The following is a 19,687-nucleotide window of genomic DNA, read 5'->3' as shown; positions in this document are numbered from 1 at the left end:
TGCAGCAACGCCACCAGGAGAGCCACTTGAGCATCGACCAAGGCCGACCGGCCCCGACCGCCGCGCTGGACGACATCGCCCGCCAGTTCGTGGACGCGCGCCGCGCCGGGCGTTCGCTCGATGATTTTCCCGGCGCGATCCCGGCCGACCTGGTCACCGCCTACCAGGTGCAGGACCTGGCGATCGGCCGCTGGGACGATGCGGTGGTCGGCTGGAAGGTCGGCTATATCGCGCCCGAGCGCCGCGACGCGTCCGGCGACGAGCGCCTGCTGGGCCCGGTGTTCGCGCGCCAGCTCTGGAATGCTACCGGTGGCATCGTGGACATCCCGGTGTTCTCCGGCGCCGGCGGGTTCGCCGCGGTCGAGGCCGAGTACGTGCTGCGGCTCGACGCCGACGCACCGGCCGGCAAGCTCGACTGGACGCCAGCCGAGGCCGCCGCCCTGCCCGCGCGCCTGTTCACCGGGGTGGAAGTGGCCAGCAGCCCGCTGGCGACGATCAACGTGCTGGGGCCGCGGGTGGTGGTGTCCGACTTCGGCAACAACAATGGCCTGGTGTTGGGCACGGAAATCGTGGACTGGACGCGGCTGGACGAGGCGCGGCTGCTGGCGCGCACCGAGATCGACGGGGTGGTCGTGGGCACCGGCGGCGCCGGCAACCTGCCCGGCGGCCTGCGCGCGGCCTATGCGTTCGCGCTGGCGCGCTCGGCGCGCCGCGGCCGGCCGCTGCGCCGCGGCGACCTGATCGCCACCGGCAACGCCACCGGCATCCACGACATTGCGGTAGGCCAGCAGGCCGTGATCCGCTTCGAGGGCCATGGCGAGATTGCCTGCAGGGCGGTGGCCGCCGGCTGAGCGGCGGCCACGATGGATGCACGTGGAGGGGGTTCGATGATCAATCGCAGAAATTTTCTTGCCACCGGGCTGGGCGCGCTTGCCGCGCCGGCGCTGGTGGCCTGTGCGGGCGGTGGCCGCGGGGCTGCCGGCGAGGGCCGCCTGCTCACCGCCTCCGACGTCCACGTGGCGGACTACCCCACCGTCACCGCGGTCCGATGGATCGGGCAGCAGCTCGAGCGCGAAACCGGCGGCCGGCTGCGGTTGGCGCAGTACCACTCCGGCCAGCTTGGCCGCGAGTCCGAGGCGATCGACATGGCGCGCTTCGGCGCCATCGACATCACCCGGGTCTACTCGGGGGCATTGAACAACGCGTTCCCGCTGACCCGCGCGCTGTGCCTGCCCTACGTGTTCGATTCGGTCGCGCACATGCGCCGCGCGCTGGACGGCGGCATTGCCGACGCGGTGCTGGCCGGCTTCGAGCAGCGCGGCCTGGTCGGCCTGGCGATCTACGATTCCGGCGCGCGCTGCTTCTACAACACCAAGCATCCGATCGTGGCCCCGCGCGACCTGCACGGCCTGAAGCTGCGCGTGGCCAGCTCGGACATCTTCCTGCAGCTGATGCGCCTGTTCGGCGCCAACCCGACGCCGATGTCGCTGGGCGACACGTTCTCCGGCATGGAGACGCACATGATCGACGGCGCCGAGAACAACATGCGCAGCTTCCACTCCAGCCGCCACTTCGAGGCGGCGCACTACTGGTCCGAAAGCCAGCATTCGTACGCGCCGGACGTGCTGCTGATGTCGCGGCGCAGCTTCGAGGCGCTGGCACCGGGCGACCGCCGCCTGCTGCTGGAGCTGGCGCGGCAGTCGGTGCAGGTGATGCGTGGCGAATGGGATGCGTCCGAGGACAAGGCGCGGCAGGCGGTGCTGGCGCATGGCGTGAAGGCCAACGCGGTGGACATCGCCGCGTTCCGCGAGGCCGCCGCGCCGCTGCTGCGCGACTACCTGCAGCAGCCGGAGATCGCCGCCCTGCACCGCCGCATCCGCGATTTCGCCTGAGGATCCGCCGCGATGACCGAAGCCACTTTCCGCAGTACCCAGGCCGGCCCGCAGCGCGCGCTGGAGGCCCTGGCCACCGTCGTCATCCACATCGCCGTCGTCGCCCTGCTGGGGCTGGTGGTGGTGCAGGGCTGGCAGGTGTTCGCCCGCTACGTGATCAACGACTCGCCCAGCTGGACCGAGCCGGTGACGCTGCTGCTGCTGAGCACCGCGATGAGCATGGGCGCGGCCGCGGGCGTGCATACCCACCGCCACTTCGGCTTCTTCCTGCTGGCCGAGCACCTCAACCCGCTGGCGCGGCGCGTGGTCGATGCGCTGGTGCCGCTGGTGGTGGCCAGCATCGGCGCGGTGATCGCCTGGTGGGGCTGGGTGCTGTGGATCGACGGCCTGCACATCAAGGCCGCCGGCGCCCACCTGCCACAGAGCGTGAACTACCTGCCGCTGAGCCTGGGCGGCGCGCTGATGGTGGTGTTCGCGTTGAACCGGCTGTGGCTGGCGCTGCGGCCGGCCGCCATCGAAGGAGACCGCTGAACCATGGGTATCGCAATCCTGTTCGCGGTGTTCGCCGCGCTGCTGCTGATCGGCGTGCCGGTCGCCTATGCGCTGGCCGCCGCCGCGCTGGCCACCCTGCTCTACCTGGACCTGCCCAGCGTGGTGCTGGTGCAGCAGATCTCGGCCGGCACCGGTTCGGCCTCGCTGATCGCCATCCCGCTGTTCATCTTCGCCGGCGAGATCATGATGCGCGGCGGCATCTCCGAGCGCCTGATCGCGCTGGCCGCGTCGCTGGTCGGGCGCCTGCGCGGCGGCCTGGGCCAGGTTTCGATCCTGTCCTCGCTGTTCTTCGGCGGCGTCTCCGGCTCGGCCATCGCCGATGTCTCGGCGGTCGGCGGCACGATGATCCCGCAGATGGTGCAGCGCGGCTACGACCGCGACTTCGCGGTCAACGTCAGCATCACCGCGGCGCTGGTGGCATTGCTGGTGCCGCCGTCGCACAACCTGATCCTGTTCTCGGCCGCGGCCGGCGGCGGCCTGTCCATCGCCGACCTGTTCGCCGCCGGCGTGGTGCCGGCGCTGCTGATGACGGTGGTGCTGATGCTCACCGGCTACGCCGTGGCGCGGCGCCGCGGCTACGGCGTGGAAGCCTTCCCCGGCCTGCGTGCGGTGCTGCTGCGGCTGGTCGCCGCGCTGCCCGGGCTGGGGCTGGTGGCGCTGATCTTCGTCGGCATCCGCGCCGGCATCTTCACCGCGGTCGAGTCGGCGGCCATCGCCGTGGTCTACGCGCTGCTGGTCACCACCGTGCTGTACCGGCAGCTGCGCTGGCGCGCGTTCCTGGACACGGTGACCCATGCCGCGCGCAGTACCGGCGTGATCCTGTTCGTGATCGCCACCGCGGCGGTGTTCGGCTGGCTGCTGGCCTACCTGCAGGTACCGGCGGCGGCGGTGGCGTTCCTGCAGTCGTTCGCGCACAGCAAGTTCATGGTGCTGCTGATGATCGTGGTGATGCTGCTGCTGCTGGGCACGTTCATGGACCTGGCGCCGATGATCCTGATCTGCACCCCGATCTTCCTGCCGGTGGCCAAAGCCTATGGCATCGACCCGATCCACTTCGGCCTGGTGCTGGTGCTGACCGGCGGCCTGGGCCTGGTGACGCCGCCGGTGGGCTCGGTGCTGTTCATCGGCACCGCGATCGGCAAGATCACCGTCGGCCAGAGCATGAAGACGATCTGGCCGTTCTGGCTGGCCGGGCTGGGGGTGCTGCTGGTGGTGACGTTCTTCCCGCAGCTGTCGCTGTGGCTGCCGGCGCTGCTGCGCGGCTGAGCCGGGCCGGCCGCAACAGTCAGGCGCCGTTTCCGGCCCGCAGCGGCGTCTCGGGCTAACATCACCGCCTGGCGCGGGTTCCCTGCCCTGCCGCCGGCGGATGCCGCCGGCAGCCACGGGAGGCCGCCGCGCCGCTCACATCGCCGTGCCCCACGGGGGCGCGGCGCCGCCAGAACCCGTTCCGCTGGATGGTTTGCAAGGACATGTCATTGCGCAAGAAGGCCGATTCCGACGCCACGACCCGGCCGCTGGGCAGGGCCGCGACCATCAACGACATCGCGCGCCTGTCCGGTGTGTCCAAGAAGACGGTGTCGCGGATCATCAACAACTCGCCGCTGGTGCGCAAAGACACCCGCGAGAAGGTCGAGGCGCTGATGCGCGAGGTGGGCTACGCACCGGATCCGCTGGCGCGCGGGCTGGCGTTCCGGCGCTCGTTCCTGATCGGCATGGTCTACGACAACCCCACCGCGCAGTACGTGGTGGACATGCAGTACGGCGCGCTCGACGCGCTGCGCGGCTCCAGCTTCGAGCTGGTGGTGCACCCCTGCGACACCCGCAGCCCAGGCTACATCGAGGGGGTGAAGCGCTTCGTGCAGCAGCAGAAGCTGCACGGCGTGATCCTGGTGCCGCGCGCGTCCGAGGACCAGGCGCTGGCCGACATGCTGGAGGAGATCGGCTGCCGCTACACCCGCATCGCCTCGCTGCCGCTGGACGACACCTCGCAGATGGTCATCACCCATGACCGCGACGGCGCCGCCGAGGCCGCCGATTACCTGCTTTCGCTCGGCCACCGCGACATCGCCCTGATCACCGGCCCGTCGGCCTACCGCTCGGCGCACGAGCGCACCGCCGGCTTCATCGACGCGCTGCAGCGGCGCGGCATCGAACTGCCGCCGGCGCGCATCATCGAGGCCGGCTACACCTTCGAATCGGGCGTGGCCGCGGCCGAGAAGCTGCTGCTCGGCAAGCAGCGCCCGACCGCGATCTTCACCGGCAACGACGAGATGGCCGCCGGCGTCTACAAGGTCGCCATGCGCGCCGGCATCAACATCCCGCGCGAACTGTCGGTGGTCGGCTACGACGACAGCCCGCTGGCCTCGCGGCTGTGGCCGTCGCTGACCTCGGTGCGGCGCAATACCCGCGATACCGGCCGCACCGCCGCGGCGATGCTGATCCAGCCCGAGGGCCAGGCCGCGCTGCAGATCGCCAGCGTGCGCCCGCACCTGATCGTGCGCGATTCCTGCCAACCGCCCCTGGATTGACCCCAAGCCATTGTTCCGGAAAGGAAAGCCAGTATTCCGCGGCGCAGAATGACACCGGTTACCAAACTGGCTATGATGGCCCCGCAGCGCAGCCGGCGGGACCGACCAGGACCGCCACGCGCACCCACCGCGCCGCATCGCCCACCGGGCCGGACGCGGCACTGCAACCCACCCCCGTACCACCGCTCAGGGAGAGGAACACCATGACGAATCCATTCAGCCTCGAAGGCAAGGTCGCGCTGGTAACCGGTGCCAATACCGGCCTGGGCCAGGGCATCGCGCTGGCGCTGGCCGCCGCCGGGGCCGACATCGCCGGCGCCGGCATCGTCCCGGCCGAGGAGACCGCCGGGAAGGTGCGTGCGCTGGGCCGCCGCTTCGTCAACATCGAGGCCAACCTGATCAGCATCGAACCGGTCGAGCGCGTGGTGCGCGAAGCCGTCGAGGGCCTGGGCGGGTTGGACATCCTGGTCAACAACGCAGGGTTGATCCGCCGCGCCGACGCGGTGGAGTTCAGCGAAAAGGACTGGGACGACGTGATGAACGTCAACATCAAGTCCGCGTTCTTCATGTGCCAGGCCGCCGGCAGGCATTTCATCGCCCAGGGCCGCGGCAAGATCATCAACATCGCCTCGATGCTGTCCTTCCAGGGCGGCATCCGGGTGCCGTCCTACACCGCGTCCAAGAGCGGCATCGCCGGCATCACCCGGCTGCTGGCCAACGAGTGGGCGCAGCAGGGGGTGAACATCAACGCCATCGCCCCCGGTTACATGGCCACCGACAACACCGCCCAGCTGCGCGCCGACGAGGACCGCAACAAGGCGATCCTGGACCGCATCCCGGCCGGCCGCTGGGGCAGGCCGGAAGACCTCGGCGGCACGGCCGTGTTCCTCGCCTCCAGCGCCTCGGACTACGTCAACGGTGCGGTCATCCCGGTCGACGGCGGCTGGCTGGCGCGCTGATCCGGCATTCCCCGGCGCGCGGCAAAGGCCGCGCGCCACGCATTTCCCCCTTCGAACAGAGAGTGACGCAATGAAGATCGCCTTGATGCAGGAGTTCAGCCAGGCCGCCAAGAACCCGGTGGTGCTGGAACAGCTCCAGACCGTGGCCGCCGCGCAGGGCCACCAGGTGTTCAACGTAGGCATGGACGGCGACAACGACCACCGCCTGACCTATATCCACCTGGGCATCTGCGCCGCGCTGCTGCTCAACGCCCGGGCCGTGGACTTCGTGGTCGCCGGCTGCGGCACCGGGCAGGGCGCGCTGATGTCGCTCAACGCCTGGCCGGGCGTGTACTGCGGTTACTGCATCGAGCCGACCGATGCCTTCCTGTTCGCCCAGGTCAACAACGGCAACGCGCTGTCGCTGCCATTCGCCAAGGGCTACGGCTGGGGCGCGGAGATCAACATCCGCTACATCTTCGAGAAGGCCTTCGCCGGCGAGCGTGGCCAGGGCTACCCGGCCGAGCGCCGGGAGTCGCAGATGACCAACGCCGGCATCCTGGCGCAGGTCAAGCAGGGCGCCTCGAAGGACTTCATCGCCGGCCTGAAGTCGATCGACCCGGCGCTGGTGAAGCAGGCCGTGGGCGGCGCGCGTTTCCAGCAGGCGTTCTTCGACAACGCGCAGGACGCGGAGATCGTGGCCTACGTGAAGGGCGTGCTCGGCCAGTAACCGCAGCGCGCCGACGCCGAGGACGAAGGCGCCCGCGGGCGCCTTCGTCGTTTCCGGGCGCCGCCCGCGATGCCCCGGCGGCACCCGGCTGGTAGCATGTCCACCCCCGCAATCCAGGCGCCGTCACCCATGGCCGACTCCAACAACCCGTCCGTCACCCAGGCCCAGGCCGAGGAGGCCGTGCGCACCCTGCTGCGCTGGGCCGGCGAAGACCCCGCCCGCGAGGGCCTGCTGGACACCCCGCGGCGGGTGGCCGAGGCTTATGGCGACTGGTTCAAGGGCTACCAGGACGATCCGCGTGAATACCTGGCGCGTACCTTCGAGGAAGTGGCCGGCTACGACGAGATGATCGTGCTGCGCGACATCGAGTACGAAAGCCACTGCGAGCACCACATGGCGCCGATCATCGGCCGCGTGCACGTGGGCTACGTGCCCAACGGCCGCGTGGTCGGCATCTCCAAGCTGGCGCGCGTGGTCGAGGCCTATGCACGCCGCTTCCAGGTGCAGGAAAAGATGACCGCGCAGATCGCCGACGTCATCCAGGACGTGCTGCAGCCGTTGGGCGTGGGCGTGGTGGTGGAGGGCTCGCACGAGTGCATGACCACCCGCGGCATCCACAAGCGCGGCGTCAGCATGGTCACCTCGCGCATGCGCGGCAGCTTCCACGACGATGCCCGCACCCGCGCCGAGTTCCTGCGCTTCATCGAAGTGGGCCACGCGCGGCGCTGAGCCGCGCGCCAGGCAACCCGCGGCCGCTGGGCGACCCGGCGCATTCCCCGACCCGGATCCGGAGAAACCATGCATTACGTAGAGTTGGTGGCGTTGCTGGCGGTGGCCCAGTACCTGTTCTTCGGCGCGATGGTCGGGCGCGCGCGCGGCCGCTACGGGGTCAAGGCGCCGGCGGTCAGTGGCCACGAGGGCTTCGAGCGCGCCTACCGGGTGCAGATGAACACCCTGGAGCTGCTGGTCGCGTTGCTGCCGGCACTGTTCGTCGCCGCGCGCTTCTGGCCGGCCGCCTGGGTCGCCGGCATCGGCGCGGTGTACCTGGTCGGCCGTTTCATCTATTGGCGCGCCTACGTGAGCGCCCCGTCCAGCCGCGGGCTGGGCTTCGTACTGTCGATGCTGCCGGTGACGCTGCTGGTGCTGATGGGGCTGGCCGGCGCGCTGCTGCGCTAGGGCCGGGGGCCGCCCGGAGCCGCGTTGCGCGGCACCGGGGCTGCGTTTCACGATGGACGTGTTGACGACAGGAGGTTGCGGTGACGATGCGCGCGTTGTTCCGCCGCCATTGGCCCTGGCTGGCATTGCTGCTGCTGGCCGGTCTGTGGGAAATCCGCGCCGACCTGCTGGACGTGCATGACGCCACCGCGCGCCGGCTGGCCCAGCTGGACGCGGCGCACCAGCACCGCCGGTAAGCGGCGGCCGTCACGGAGCAGAGCAGAGCAGAGCAGAGCAGAGCAGCAAAAGACAAAGGGAGCCTGGCGGCTCCCTTTGTCGTCCTGTCGGCGTTGCCGGTGCCGCGGCTCAGAAATCCAGGCTGAGCCGGGCGTAGCTGTAGCGGCCGGGCAGGTCGTACGTGCCCGGGTCGTAGCCGTTGAGCGTGCAGCTCAGGCAGATCGGCGGGTTCTTGTCGAACACGTTGTTGACGCCCACGGTGATCTTCAGCCCCTTCATCCACGCATCGGTGCGCCAGCTGACCTGCGCATCGTGCAGGGTGGTGGCGCCCAGCCAGTGCAGGTCGGCCGCGCTGTCGGTGCAGATCGGGAAGCCGTTGGCGCCGGCGCAGCTTTCGCGCAGGCGGTCGACGTAGCGCAGCGACCAGCTCGCGTTCCAGTTGCGGTAGTCCCAGTTGGCGGTCAGGTTGGAGGTCCATTCCGGGATCGAGCTGTCGTTGACCTCCACCCCGGGACGCTTGGGTTCGGCCTGCCCGGACTCGTTGACCAGCTCGTAGCGGGTGACCCAGGTGGCCTTCCAGTCCAGGCCCAGCTGGCCCCAGCCGGTTTCCGGCAGCAGCCAGTGCGCGCTGAAGTCCCAGCCGCTGGTGTTGATCGTGCCCAGGTTGGCGAGGATGTCCTCGAAACGCACGATCTGCCCGCGTTCGTTGCGGGTGTAGCTGGCGCAGGCCACCGCGTCGCGGCTGTCGATGCAGCGGTTGAGGATCGCCTGTGCGTCCGGTGCCTGGATCGCGCCGTCGATGGTGTGGCGGTAGAAGGTCACGCCCAGGTCCAGCTTGCTGGCCCAGCCGCTGTCCTCGGCCCAGCCCGGGCTCCACACTGCGCCGGCCATGAACGAACGGCTCTTCTCCGGCTGCAGGTCGCGGTTGCCGGAGGTGACCACCGAGATCTGCGGGTTGACCTGCTCGTAACCGGGCGGCACGCCATCGGCCACGCACTTGGGGGTGGTGGACGCGGCGTTGTTGCACGGGTCCACCAGGGTGGCGTCGAAGCGGCTCAGGGTGCCGTACAACTCGCCGATGGACGGTGCGCGGAAGCCCTGCGCGAAGGACATGCGCAGCAGCAGTTCATCGGCCGGCTGCCAGCGCAGCCCGATCTTGCCGGTGCCGGTGCCGCCGAAGGTGGAATAGTCCGAATAACGGCCGGCCACGCTCAGGTCCACGCTCTTGCCCCAGAAGCCGCCGCGCGCCAGCGGCACGTCGAATTCGGCATAGGCTTCCTTCACCGAATAGCTGCCGATGGTGACGCCCGACGGTACGCCGTTGTATTCGCCGGCCACGGTGATCGGGTCGGGGTAGTACTCGCCCTTGTAGCGGCGCCATTCGGCACCGGCGGCGAAAGACAGCGGCCCGGCCCACAGGTCGGCCAGTTCGCCGGTGATGTTGGCCGAGGCCTGGCTCAGGGTGTTCTTGCTGCGGTCGCGCACCACCGGCGAGATCCACGCCAGCATGTCCGCGGTGATGGTGCCGGGGCCGCCGAAGATGTTCAGCGGCACGCAGCCGGCGATGGCCGCGCACGCCGCCGGGTCGCCCAGCGCCTGGTTGATGTGCTTGATGTTGTAGCTGCCGGTGTTGGTCTGGGTGGCCTTGCTCTGGCTGGACATGGCGTTGATGTCCCAGCTCCACGGCCGGCCGTTGACCTCGAAGCTGCCGTCCAGCCCACCGGCGGCGTACCAGGTCTTGACGTCCTGCTCGTAGCGGCGCGGCCCGCCTTCGACCGGGCGGCGCCCGATCAGGAACAGGTTGGCGTCCGGGCCGATGGTGGTCAGGTCGAAGCCGAACGGGTTGTAGCGCTGGTTGGCGGGAATCACCAGCCGGGTCTCGGCCCATTCGTTGTACACGCCGGCATCGGTGCCCAGGAAGATCGGCTCCGGCGCCGCCTGGTTGGCCGACGTGCGCTCGCTGTACAGGCCGCGGAACCAGCCGCTGACCGCCGGGGTGAAGTCGAAGCGCACCTGGCCGAACACCGATTTGCGCTCGTTCGGGGTCAGCAGCAGGTTGTACGGCGCGAAGTTGAAGCGGTCCGGCGTCGCGAAGCAGTGGTAGTCGTCGGTGCGCACGCACCCGGTCTGGGTGGGATCGAAGCGCGGGTTGGTAACGCCCGTGTTGGAGGTGATGCTGTAGGTATTGCCGCCCGGGTCGGCGAACACCAGCCGGCCCTGCGGCGTGGCCGAGCTGCCGTTGGCCAGCCCGGTGCCCGGCACCGGCTCGCGTGCCCACAGGTACTCGGCCGAGGAGATTTCCTTCTGCTTGAAATACGACGCGCCGACCACCCACTGCGCGCGGTCGCCGCTGCCGCCGAAGCTGAAGTCCACGCCGCTGGTGCCGCCACCCTTGAGGTTGTAGTCGCCGTACTGGACCTCGACGCGGCCGCCGTCGACGTTCTTGCGGGTGATGATGTTGACCACGCCGGCGATGGCATCGGAACCGTAGATCGACGAGGCGCCGTCCTCCAGCACTTCGATGCGCTCGACCAGCGCCAGCGGAATCGTGTTCAGGTCCACCGACGCGCCCACGCCCGAGCCGGAGGATTCATTGACCCAGCGGATGCCGTCCACCAGCACCAGCACGCGCTTGGGGCCGAGGTGGCGCAGGTCCACCGTCGCCGCGCCGGCACCGACGCCGCCGCCATCGGGCGGGAAGCCGAAGTTGCCGCTGGAATTGAGCTTGGTACTCAACGAGGCGCCGCTGGCGGTGAGGTGCTGCACCACGTCCGCCACCGAGGTGTAGCCGGTACGGTCGATGGTCTCGCGGGTGAGCACCTGCACCGGCACCTGGGTTTCCAGTTCGGCCTTCTTGATGCGGGTGCCGGTGACCTGGATCGTGTCCAGGGTGCGGGCGCTGGTGGCTTCCTGTGCGGTGGCGACGGCAGGCAACAGGCACAACAGGGAAAGCTGTATGGCTCTGGTCAGGCGGTGCGGATGCAGCGATAACGACGTCATCGGGAAGCTCCTTGGATTGCCGGACTACCTCGCCCGCCACCATGACGGGCGTGGGCGATATGTAAGCAATTCGTTAGGAGCGGACAAGTGAAGACGGCGTTGGACCCGACGGACGGCAACCGCCGGGCCCCGCGCATGCGGCCACCACCGGCCGCGGCGGCTCAGCGCGCCGAGTAGCCGCCGTCCACCAGGTGGTAGCTGCCGCTGATGAACGACGCCTGCTCGGAAAGCAGGAAGCAGGTCAGCGCCGCCACCTCCTCGGCCTTGCCCAGGCGCCCGGCGGGGTGCAGCGCGACCAGGCCGTCGTAGGCCGCGCGGTCCATGCCGGCCAGCAGCGGCGTGTCGATGAACCCGGGGCCGACCGCGTTGATGCGCAGCCCGCGCGCCGAGTACTCCAGCGCCGCGGTCTTGGTCATGCCCACCAGCGCATGCTTGGCCGCCACGTAGGCGGTGGAACCGGCCCAGCCGTTGCTGCCCAGGATCGAGGCCATGTTGACGATCGCCCCGCCGCCGCCGGCCAGCATCGCGGCGATCTCGTACTTCATCGAATAGAACACCCCGTGCAGGTTCACTCCCAGCACGCGGTGCCATTCCTCCAGCGGGTAGTCGGCGGTGGCCTGGCTGGCGCCGCCGATCCCGGCGTTGTTGACCGCCAGGTGCAGCCCGCCGTACTCGGCCACGGTGGCGTCCACCAGTTGCCGCACCGCGTCGGCGTCGCTGATGTCCAGCTGGCGCGCACGGGCCTGGGCGCCGATGCTCGCGGCCACCCGCTCGGCGGCGTCGCGGTGGAGGTCGGCGACGACGACCTGCGCGCCGCCGGCGGCCAGCTGCCGGGCGACGGCCTCGCCGATGCCCGAGGCGGCGCCGGTGACCAGCGCGACCTTGCCGGAAAAATCCAGTTGCATGGGGGTCTCCGGGCGGCCGGGGAGGGCCGCCATCACCCCATCATCCACATCCGCCCGTGGTGGTGGCGTCGGCTGCGGTCCGGCCGTTCTGCTGCGTTCAGCCGGCGAACGTGTCCCACGCCATGCGCGCGATCAGCACCACCACCAGCAGCAGGAACAGTTTGCGGATCAGCGGCGTGCCACCGCGCAGCGCCAGCCGGGTGCCGGTCACCGAACCGGCGACGTTGGCCGCCGCCATCGGCACCGCGAAGGCCAGCAGCACGTTGCCGCTGGGCACGAAGAACGACAGCGCGGCCACGTTGGTGGCCAGGTTGACCACCTTGGAGGCGGCCGACGCACGCAGGAAATCCAGGCCGAAGAAGCGGATGAACAGGAAGATCAGGAAACTGCCGGTGCCCGGACCGAAAAAGCCGTCGTAAAAGCCGATCACCGCGCCCATCGCCAGCGCGATGCCCAGTTCGCGGCGGCCGACCTCGCGCGGGCGGTGCAGGGCGCCGAAGTCCTTCTTCGCCAGCGTGTAGCCGAGCATCACGATCAGCAGCGCCAGCACCAGCGGGCGCACCGCGTCCTTGGCCAGCAGGCTGACCGCGGTGGCGCCGAGGAAGGCGAACACGAACGCGGTCGCCGCGGCCAGCAGCACCGGCCGCCACGGAAACCGCACCGAACGTGCGTAGCGCCAGGTCGCCGCACCGGTGCCGAACACCGAGCTGAACTTGTTGGTGCCCAGCAGTGCGGCCGGCGTGTGCTGTGGCAGCACCGTGAACAGGCCCGGCAGCTGGATCAACCCGCCGCCGCCGACCGCGGCGTCCACCAGCCCGGCGACGAAGGCGATGGCGAGCAGCCAGGGCAGCTCGGCGGGCAGGAGTTCCAGCATGGTCGGACCTGAACGGGGGGCGCGACAGCATACGCCGGTGCCGGCTGGCCGCGGCGCTGGCGGGGAGGGAAAATACGCGCATGCCGATCACCCCGAGCTCCCCTTGTCCCTGCGGCTCCGGCCGCCCCCACGGCCACTGCTGCGCGCGCTGGCATGCCGGCGAGCCCGCGCCGGATGCCGAGGCGCTGATGCGTTCGCGCTACTGCGCCTACGTCAGCGGAAACCGCGACTACCTGCTGGCCACCTGGCATGCCGATACGCGGCCGCAGGTGCTGTCGCTGGAGGATGCGCCGGGCCAGCGCACGCAATGGCTGGGCCTGGACGTGAAGCGGCACCGGGTCACCGGCACCGACACCGCCGAGGTGGAGTTCGTCGCCCGCTACCGCATCGGCGGCTGCAGTGCCGTGCGCCTGCAGGAACACAGCCGCTTCGTGCGCCAGGACGGCCGCTGGTATTACCTGGACGCGCTTGCCTGAACCCCGCCCGGCGCCGATGACGCCGCGCTAACCGGGCATCGCTAAGCTCGGGGGCATGCAGATTTCCAGTGCCGCATTGCTGAAGGCGTCCAGCGTTGCGACAACGCCGCCCACGCTGGCCGAGCGCTACCGCGCCGTGCGCCAGGCCAGCCTGGACCTGGCCGCGCCGCTGTCGGCCGAGGACGCCATGGTGCAGAGCATGGCCGACGCCAGCCCCGCCAAATGGCACCTGGCGCACACCAGCTGGTTCTTCGAGCAGTTCGTGCTCGCCCGCCAGCCCGGTTACCAGCCGCTGCACCCGCAGTGGCAGGTCCTGTTCAACAGCTACTACCAGAGCGTGGGCCCGGCGCATGCACGCGCGCAACGCGGGCTGCTGTCGCGGCCGGCGCTGGCGCAGGTGCTGGCGTACCGCGCCCGGGTCGACGAGCGCATCGGCCAGTGCCTGCGCGCCGGCAGCCTGGATGACCAGGCGCAACGGCTGTTGTTGCTGGGCCTGCAACACGAGCAGCAGCACCAGGAACTGCTGCTGACCGACATCAAGCACGCGCTGTGGAGCAACCCGTTGCAGCCGGCCTACCGCGACGACCTGCCGGCGCCGCGCGCCGCGCCGGCAGGCGGGCCCGCGCTGTGGATCGAACGCCCCGAACGCCTCGTCGAGATCGGCGCCCCCGCCTGGCCGGCGCACGCCACCTTCGCCTACGACAACGAGTCGCCGCGGCACCGCGTGCTGGTCCCGGCGCACGCGCTGGCCGACCGTCCGTTGAGCAACGCCGAATACCGCGCCTTCATCGACGACGGCGGCTACCGCGACCCGCTGCTGTGGATGAGCGACGGCTGGGCGCAGCTGCAGGCCGGGCAATGGTGCCGCCCGCTGTACTGGGACCCGGCGCTGGAGCGCGAATACACCCTGGGCGGCTGGCGCGCGCTGGATCCGGATGCGCCGGTCTGCCACCTCAGCTGGTTCGAAGCCGACGCCTGCGCGCGCTGGGCCGGCGCGCGCCTGCCCACCGAATTCGAGTGGGAATCCGCGGCTGCGGCGGCGCCGCTGGCCGGCAACTTCGCCGACGCCGGCCTGCTGCACCCGGCTGCCGCCGCGGCCATTGAACCCGGCATCCCGCGGCAGCTGTTCGGTGATGTTTGGGAATGGACCGGCAGCGCGTATGCCGCCTATCCCGGCTTCCGCGCGCTGCCTGGCAGTGCGGGTGAGTACAACGGCAAGTTCATGTGCGGCCAGTTCGTGCTGCGCGGCGGCAGCTGCGCCACGCCGGCCGGACACTTGCGTGCCAGTTACCGTAACTTCTTCCCGCCGTCGGCACGCTGGCAGTTCGCCGGCCTGCGCCTGGCCAGGGACCTCTGAAATGGGCAGTGCCGATCCGTTGCTGGAGGGGTTGCTGGACCACCGTCCCGACCGGGCCACCATCACCGCCGACGTGCTCGCCGGGCTGTCGGCGCGGCCGCGCGCGCTGCCCTCCAAGTATTTCTACGATGCGCGCGGCTCGGCGCTGTTCGAGTGCATCACCCGGCAGCCGGAGTACTACCTCACCCGGGCCGAGCTGGACCTGCTGCCGCGGGTACTGCCGCAGATCGCCGCGCATGCGGGGCCGCGGGTGCGGGTGGTGGAGTACGGCAGCGGCAGCGGCCGCAAGACCCGGCTGCTGCTGCAGGCACTGGAAGACGTGGTGGCCTATACCCCGGTGGAGATCTCGCGCACCGCGCTGCTGGACAGCGTCCGCGCGCTGGCGGTGGACTTTCCCGCCATCGAGATGCTGCCGGTCTGCGCCGACTTCACCGCGCTGCCCGCGCTGCCGCCCCCACGCCGCGCGGCGCGGCGCACGCTGCTGTTCTTCCCCGGCTCGACCCTGGGCAATTTCACCGAAGCGGCGGCGGTGTCGATCCTGCATGGCATGCGCCAGGCGATGGGGCCGGAAGGGCTGGCATTGATCGGCATCGACCTGGACAAGGACCCCGCGCTCATCGAGGCCGCCTACAACGATGCCGCCGGGGTCACCGCCGACTTCACCCTCAACCTGCTGGTGCGGCTGAACCGCGAGATCGGCAGCGACTTCGACCTGGCCGGCTTCGCCCATCGCGCGCGCTACGTGGTGCCATGGCGGCGCATCGAAACCTCGCTGGTCAGCCGCCGCGCGCAGGTGGTGCACGTGGCCGGGCAGGCCTTCGCTTTTGCGCGCGACGAAGCCATGCACGTGGAATACAGCCACAAGTACGACGACGCGCAGTTCGCGGCCATGGCCGCGGCGGCCGGACTGCGGGTGGCCGCCGCCTGGGACGCGCCCGCGCGCATGTTCGGCCTGCGCCTGCTGCGGCCGGCCTGAACCCCACGGCAGGCGCGGTGCCTCTTATCATCGGGGTCCGTTCCGCGCTGGCAGGGAGCCGTTGCATGAAATCGTTGCGGGGATTGCCGGCACTGGGCCTGGCCGCCGTGCTTGCCGTCGCGCCGCAGGCGCATGCCGCCATCGCCGACTTCGGCAGCTGTGGCGCGGGCCTGCGTGCCGCAGCGCTGGCCCAGGGCATGGCCGGCGAACGCTTCGACGCGCTGTTCGCCGAAGTCACGCCGGACCAGGGCGTGCTGGCGCTGCTTGATGCCCAGCCCGAATTCACCACCCCGATCTGGGACTACCTCGCCGCGCTGGTGGATGCACAGCGCGTGGCCGACGGCCGCGCCATGCTCGACACGCATCGCGCACTGCTGGAGCGGATCGCCACCGGGTACGGCGTCGATCCGGCCACCGTGGTCGCGGTATGGGGCGTGGAGAGCGACTACGGCCGGGTTGCCGGCAAGCGTCCGCTGCTGCAGTCGCTGGCGACCCTGTCCTGCAACGGGCGCCGCCAGGCGTTCTTCCGCAGCGAACTGCTGGCGCTGCTCCGGCTGATCGACCAGGGCGACCTGGTCGCCGATGGCCTCACCGGCTCCTGGGCCGGCGCCTTCGGCCAGACCCAGTTCATGCCCTCCACCTACGCGCGCATCGCGGTCGACGGCGACGGCGATGGCCGCCGCGACCTGGTCGCCAGCATCCCCGATGCGCTGGCCTCCACCGCCAACTACCTCAAGCAGTCGGGGTGGCGCAGCGGCCAGCCCTGGGGCATCGAAGTACGCATTCCCGCCGGGTTCGACGCCAGCGTGGCCGGGCGCGGCAAGCGCAGGCCGCTGGCGGCATGGCGCGCGCTGGGCATCACCGGGGTCGACGGGGGCGCATTGCAGGCCACCGCAATAGCCGACGACAGCCCCGCCGCGCTGCTGCTGCCGGCGGGCAGCGCGGGGCCGGCGCTGCTGGTGTTCCGCAACTACGACGCGATCTATTCCTACAACGCGGCCGAGAGCTACGCACTGGCCATCGCCACCCTGGCCGACCGCCTGCGCGGCGGCACGGGACTGCTGGCCGCCTGGCCCACCGACGACCCCGGCCTGGGCCGCGCCGAGCGCCGTGAACTGCAGGGCCTGCTGCTCGCGCGTGGCCACGACATCGGCAGCGCCGACGGCATGGTCGGCGACGCCACCCGCCGTGCGATCCGCCTCGAACAACAGCGGTTGGGCTGGCAGGATGCCGATGGCCGTGCCGGCAGCCGCATCCTGCAGGCGTTGCGCGAGGCCATGCAGGCAACCCCCACCGTGTTCCGGCTGCCCGCCGACCATTCGCGGTTCGTCCACTCAGCAATCGTACGGAGCAAGGTTCCGATGAAGGATGTGCAGGGCCTGGCCACAGGCGATTTCAACGGCTTCACCGCCTGGAAGGTGGAAACCCCGTTCTCCACCGCGGCGATCAGCGTATTCGGCGGCCAGCTGCTGTCATTCGTGCCCGCGGGCGGCCGCGACGTCCTGTGGCTTTCGCCTGCCGCGAAGCAGCCGCCCACCCCGATCCGTGGCGGCAGCCCGGTGTGCTGGCCGTACTTCGCCAGGCAGGGCCAGGGCAGCGACGTGCCCTCGCACGGTTTCGTGCGCACCGTGCCATGGGAACTGCGCGATGCCCGGCGCGAGGCCGACGGCACCGTGCTGCTGACCTTGGCGCCGCCGGCGCTGGAAGGCCTGGCGCTGCGCCTGACCATGAACCTGCGCATCGGCCGCACGCTGGAACAGGAACTCATCACCGAGAACACCGGCAGCCAGCCGGCGGTCTTCACCCAGGCGCTGCACAACTACTTCAACGTCAGCGATGCGCTCAAGGTCGACGTCGCCGGGCTGGATGGCCTGACCTACCTGGACAAGCTCGACGGCGGCAACGCCCATGTCCAGCAGGGCGACTGGAACCTGCGCGACCCGCGCGATCCCGGCCGCAGCGACCGCATCTACACCCAGGCGCGCGGCCACTACGTGCTGCGCGACCCGGGTTTCGGCCGCAGCATCGACATCACCACCCAAGGCAGCCGTTCCGCCGTTGTCTGGAACGCCGGTGAAGCGGCCGCCGCGAAGATGGACGACATCGGCGCCGGCTGGCGCAACTACGTGTGCGTCGAAGCCGGCAACGTCGGCCCGGACGCGATCGAACTGGCGCCGGGCGGCCGCCACACGCTGAAACAGGTATTCGAGGTCCGGCCGCTGTAACGCCCTTGCCTTTGAAGCCCCTCTCCACCGGAGAGGGGTGGGCGAGAGGGCCGGAACGTCAGCGCGCCGGCCGCCGCAACACCAGCAACGCGACCACCCCTGCCACCAGCCCCCAGAACGCCGACCCGATCCCGGCCATCGACAGCCCCGAGGCCGTCACCAGGAACGTCACCAGCGCCGGTTCGCGCTCGCCCTCATCCTTCAGCGCCACCGCCAGGCTGTTGCCGATGGTGCCGAGCAACGCAATGCCGGCCAGGGTGGCGACCAGCTCCCTGGGGAAGGCGGCGAACACCGCCGCCACCGTCGCCCCGAACAGCCCGATCACGATATAGAACACGCCCGCGCTCACCGCCGCCGGGTAGCGCCGCGCCCGGTCCTCGTGTACGTCGCGGCCCATGCAGATCGCCGCGGTGATCGCCGCCAGGTTCAGTGCGTACCCGCCGAATGGCGCCAGCAGCGTATTGACCACGCCGATCCAACCCACCACCGGCGATATCGGCGCGTCGTAGCCGGAAGCCTTCAACACCGCCACGCCGGGGACGTTCTGCGAGGCCATGGTGACGATGAACAGCGGCAACGCGATGCCGAACACCGCCGCCCACGACAGCGTCGGCATCGTGAACAGCGGCCGCGCCCACTGCAGCTGCACCTGATCCATGTGCATCAACCCCTGGCTGCCGGCGATGGCCACGCCCACCAGCAGGGTGGCGATCACCGCGTAGCGCGGCGCCAGCCGGCGTCCGCCCAGGTAGGTGGCGAACATCGCCAGGACCAGCAACGGCTGGGTGCCCACCGAGACGAACACGTCCAGCCCGAAGCGCAGCAGCACGCCGGCCAGCATGCCCGAGGCCAGCGACACCGGGATGCGCCGCATCGCTTTCTCGAATACGCCGGAGAAGCCGGCCAGCGTGCCCATCAGCGCGGCCAGTACGAACGCGCCGATCGCGTCGGACAGCGGCAGCCCCGCGGCGCCGACCACCAGCATCGCCGCGCCGGGCGTGGACCAGGCCGTCACCACCGGCATGCGGTAGCGCAGCGACAGGCCGATGCAGGTCACGCCCATGCCGATGCCCAGCGCCCACATCCACGAGGCGATCTCCGCCTGCCCGGCGCCGACCGCCTGCGCCGCCTGGAACACGATCACCGCCGAACTGGCGAAGCCCACCAGGACCGTGATGAAGCCGGCCACCACCGCCGGGAGCGAAAGATCACGTAACAGCGAGCGCGGTGAGGAATCGGCCATCGTGCGGTGCAGGGAAGGAAAGAACCCCATTGTGGCCCAGCAGCGCGGCCGGCCACCCGGCCGCGCCGCAAGCATGGCCCCACATGCATAGGAGGGATGCCAGCACCGCGACCCCTGCCGCAGCGCTGCCAGAGGACCGTGGCGGCCGGCGACCTTGCCGAGTCTGGCGCCAACGCATTTCCGGCGCCGCAGACGCAGAAAGTGATTGCACATTTCACAAACATGTCTAGAATTCGCTCCCTCGCTTCACGGCGCCAGTCACTCCGGTGACGGCAACCACGAAGCGGCGGCAACTTCCTCGAAACAGGGTGTTGACGGCAACGAAAAGGCTGCCATAATAGGCGGCTCGCTTCGACGAAAAGCCCTCGGGTTTGCGGTTGGAGCGGCGGAGTCGGACCTCGAAACGAGGTGTTGACGAAGCGGAAAAGCCGGCTATAATGGGCGGCTCGCTCGGACGGAAACGTCGGGCACTAGGAAGAAGGCGCTGAGGCCGATTCCGAAGTTCTTTGAAAGTATGCGCAGGTATCTTGTGAGGGCGCCTGCAGGAGTGGATGACTGTCCATCTTGCAGACGTTTGATCAAGCAATGAATAGTTTGTT

At 70.2% G+C, this 19,687-nt stretch carries 18 protein-coding genes; 14 read left to right on the top strand and 4 right to left on the bottom strand.

The window, feature by feature from the left end; all coding sequences use genetic code 11:
* Positions 1 to 26: 26 nt before the first annotated feature.
* The 10 genes from MKP15_RS13045 to MKP15_RS13000 all read left to right on the top strand — a co-directional run bounded on the left by MKP15_RS13045 (position 27) and on the right by MKP15_RS13000 (position 8,052).
* Entirely contained in the window at positions 27 to 851 is an 825-nt protein-coding gene (locus MKP15_RS13045; protein ID WP_240212985.1) for a 2-keto-4-pentenoate hydratase, read from the top strand.
* Positions 852 to 887: 36 nt separating this feature from the next.
* Positions 888 to 1,892 carry a TRAP transporter substrate-binding protein gene (locus MKP15_RS13040; protein WP_240212984.1) on the top strand — a complete coding sequence of 335 codons (1,005 nt, stop codon included), beginning with the start codon at positions 888 to 890 and terminating at the stop codon, positions 1,890 to 1,892.
* Between the two features lie 12 nt (positions 1,893 to 1,904).
* Positions 1,905 to 2,423 (top strand): TRAP transporter small permease, encoded by a 519-nt coding sequence (locus tag MKP15_RS13035; RefSeq protein ID WP_104937616.1) that lies wholly within the window; start codon positions 1,905 to 1,907, stop codon positions 2,421 to 2,423.
* A gap of 3 nt (positions 2,424 to 2,426) precedes the next feature.
* A complete protein-coding gene (locus MKP15_RS13030) occupies positions 2,427 to 3,710 on the top strand; it encodes a TRAP transporter large permease (RefSeq protein WP_104937617.1) in 1,284 nt (427 codons plus the stop codon).
* 203 nt (positions 3,711 to 3,913) lie between these two features.
* Positions 3,914 to 4,972 carry a LacI family DNA-binding transcriptional regulator gene (locus MKP15_RS13025; protein ID WP_104940059.1) on the top strand — a complete coding sequence of 353 codons (1,059 nt, stop codon included), beginning with the start codon at positions 3,914 to 3,916 and terminating at the stop codon, positions 4,970 to 4,972.
* Positions 4,973 to 5,175: 203 nt separating this feature from the next.
* Positions 5,176 to 5,931 carry a 2-dehydro-3-deoxy-D-gluconate 5-dehydrogenase KduD gene (kduD, locus tag MKP15_RS13020; RefSeq protein ID WP_104937618.1) on the top strand — a complete coding sequence of 252 codons (756 nt, stop codon included), beginning with the start codon at positions 5,176 to 5,178 and terminating at the stop codon, positions 5,929 to 5,931.
* 70 nt (positions 5,932 to 6,001) lie between these two features.
* The gene (locus MKP15_RS13015; RefSeq protein ID WP_054661308.1) at positions 6,002 to 6,640 is read left to right on the top strand and encodes an RpiB/LacA/LacB family sugar-phosphate isomerase; all 639 of its coding nucleotides are present in this window, start codon (positions 6,002 to 6,004) and stop codon (positions 6,638 to 6,640) included.
* A 129-nt stretch (positions 6,641 to 6,769) separates the two neighbouring features.
* A complete protein-coding gene (folE, locus tag MKP15_RS13010; RefSeq protein ID WP_054661311.1) occupies positions 6,770 to 7,369 on the top strand; it encodes a GTP cyclohydrolase I FolE in 600 nt (199 codons plus the stop codon).
* Positions 7,370 to 7,438: 69 nt separating this feature from the next.
* Positions 7,439 to 7,816, top strand: coding sequence for an MAPEG family protein (locus tag MKP15_RS13005; protein ID WP_104937620.1), 378 nt, complete (start codon positions 7,439 to 7,441; stop codon positions 7,814 to 7,816).
* Between the two features lie 86 nt (positions 7,817 to 7,902).
* On the top strand, positions 7,903 to 8,052 hold the full coding sequence (locus tag MKP15_RS13000; RefSeq protein WP_240212983.1) for a hypothetical protein: 150 nt from the start codon (positions 7,903 to 7,905) through the stop codon (positions 8,050 to 8,052).
* A 109-nt stretch (positions 8,053 to 8,161) separates the two neighbouring features.
* On the opposite strand, the gene MKP15_RS12995 is transcribed toward MKP15_RS13000, so the two are convergent.
* From MKP15_RS12995 to MKP15_RS12985, 3 genes are all read right to left on the bottom strand, one after another.
* Positions 8,162 to 11,032 (bottom strand): TonB-dependent receptor, encoded by a 2,871-nt coding sequence (locus MKP15_RS12995; RefSeq protein WP_240212982.1) that lies wholly within the window; start codon positions 11,030 to 11,032, stop codon positions 8,162 to 8,164.
* 161 nt (positions 11,033 to 11,193) lie between these two features.
* Complete coding sequence (locus tag MKP15_RS12990; protein ID WP_240212981.1) at positions 11,194 to 11,937, bottom strand: SDR family NAD(P)-dependent oxidoreductase; 744 nt, start codon at positions 11,935 to 11,937, stop codon at positions 11,194 to 11,196.
* A gap of 97 nt (positions 11,938 to 12,034) precedes the next feature.
* Positions 12,035 to 12,811, bottom strand: coding sequence for a TSUP family transporter (locus MKP15_RS12985; RefSeq protein ID WP_161614282.1), 777 nt, complete (start codon positions 12,809 to 12,811; stop codon positions 12,035 to 12,037).
* Between the two features lie 80 nt (positions 12,812 to 12,891).
* On the opposite strand from MKP15_RS12985, the gene MKP15_RS12980 reads away from it, so the two are divergent.
* The 4 genes from MKP15_RS12980 (at position 12,892) to MKP15_RS12965 (ending at position 17,845) form a co-directional block, all read left to right on the top strand.
* Positions 12,892 to 13,287, top strand: a complete 396-nt coding sequence (locus MKP15_RS12980) for a YchJ family metal-binding protein (protein ID WP_240212980.1) — start codon at positions 12,892 to 12,894, stop codon at positions 13,285 to 13,287.
* A 55-nt stretch (positions 13,288 to 13,342) separates the two neighbouring features.
* A complete protein-coding gene (gene egtB / locus MKP15_RS12975) occupies positions 13,343 to 14,644 on the top strand; it encodes an ergothioneine biosynthesis protein EgtB (RefSeq protein WP_240212979.1) in 1,302 nt (433 codons plus the stop codon).
* A 1-nt stretch (position 14,645) separates the two neighbouring features.
* Entirely contained in the window at positions 14,646 to 15,620 is a 975-nt protein-coding gene (egtD, locus tag MKP15_RS12970; RefSeq protein ID WP_240212978.1) for an L-histidine N(alpha)-methyltransferase, read from the top strand.
* A 65-nt stretch (positions 15,621 to 15,685) separates the two neighbouring features.
* A complete protein-coding gene (locus tag MKP15_RS12965) occupies positions 15,686 to 17,845 on the top strand; it encodes a lytic murein transglycosylase (protein ID WP_240212977.1) in 2,160 nt (719 codons plus the stop codon).
* A 58-nt stretch (positions 17,846 to 17,903) separates the two neighbouring features.
* On the opposite strand, the gene MKP15_RS12960 is transcribed toward MKP15_RS12965, so the two are convergent.
* The gene (locus MKP15_RS12960) at positions 17,904 to 19,088 is read right to left on the bottom strand and encodes a benzoate/H(+) symporter BenE family transporter (protein ID WP_240212976.1); all 1,185 of its coding nucleotides are present in this window, start codon (positions 19,086 to 19,088) and stop codon (positions 17,904 to 17,906) included.
* Between the last annotated feature and the right edge of the window lie 599 nt (positions 19,089 to 19,687).

The organism is Stenotrophomonas sp. Y6, from assembly GCF_022436665.1.
Classification (GTDB): domain Bacteria; phylum Pseudomonadota; class Gammaproteobacteria; order Xanthomonadales; family Xanthomonadaceae; genus Stenotrophomonas; species Stenotrophomonas acidaminiphila_A.
The sequence above is the reverse complement of the archived record's forward strand: the minus strand, read 5'-3'. Positions and strand labels throughout refer to the sequence as shown.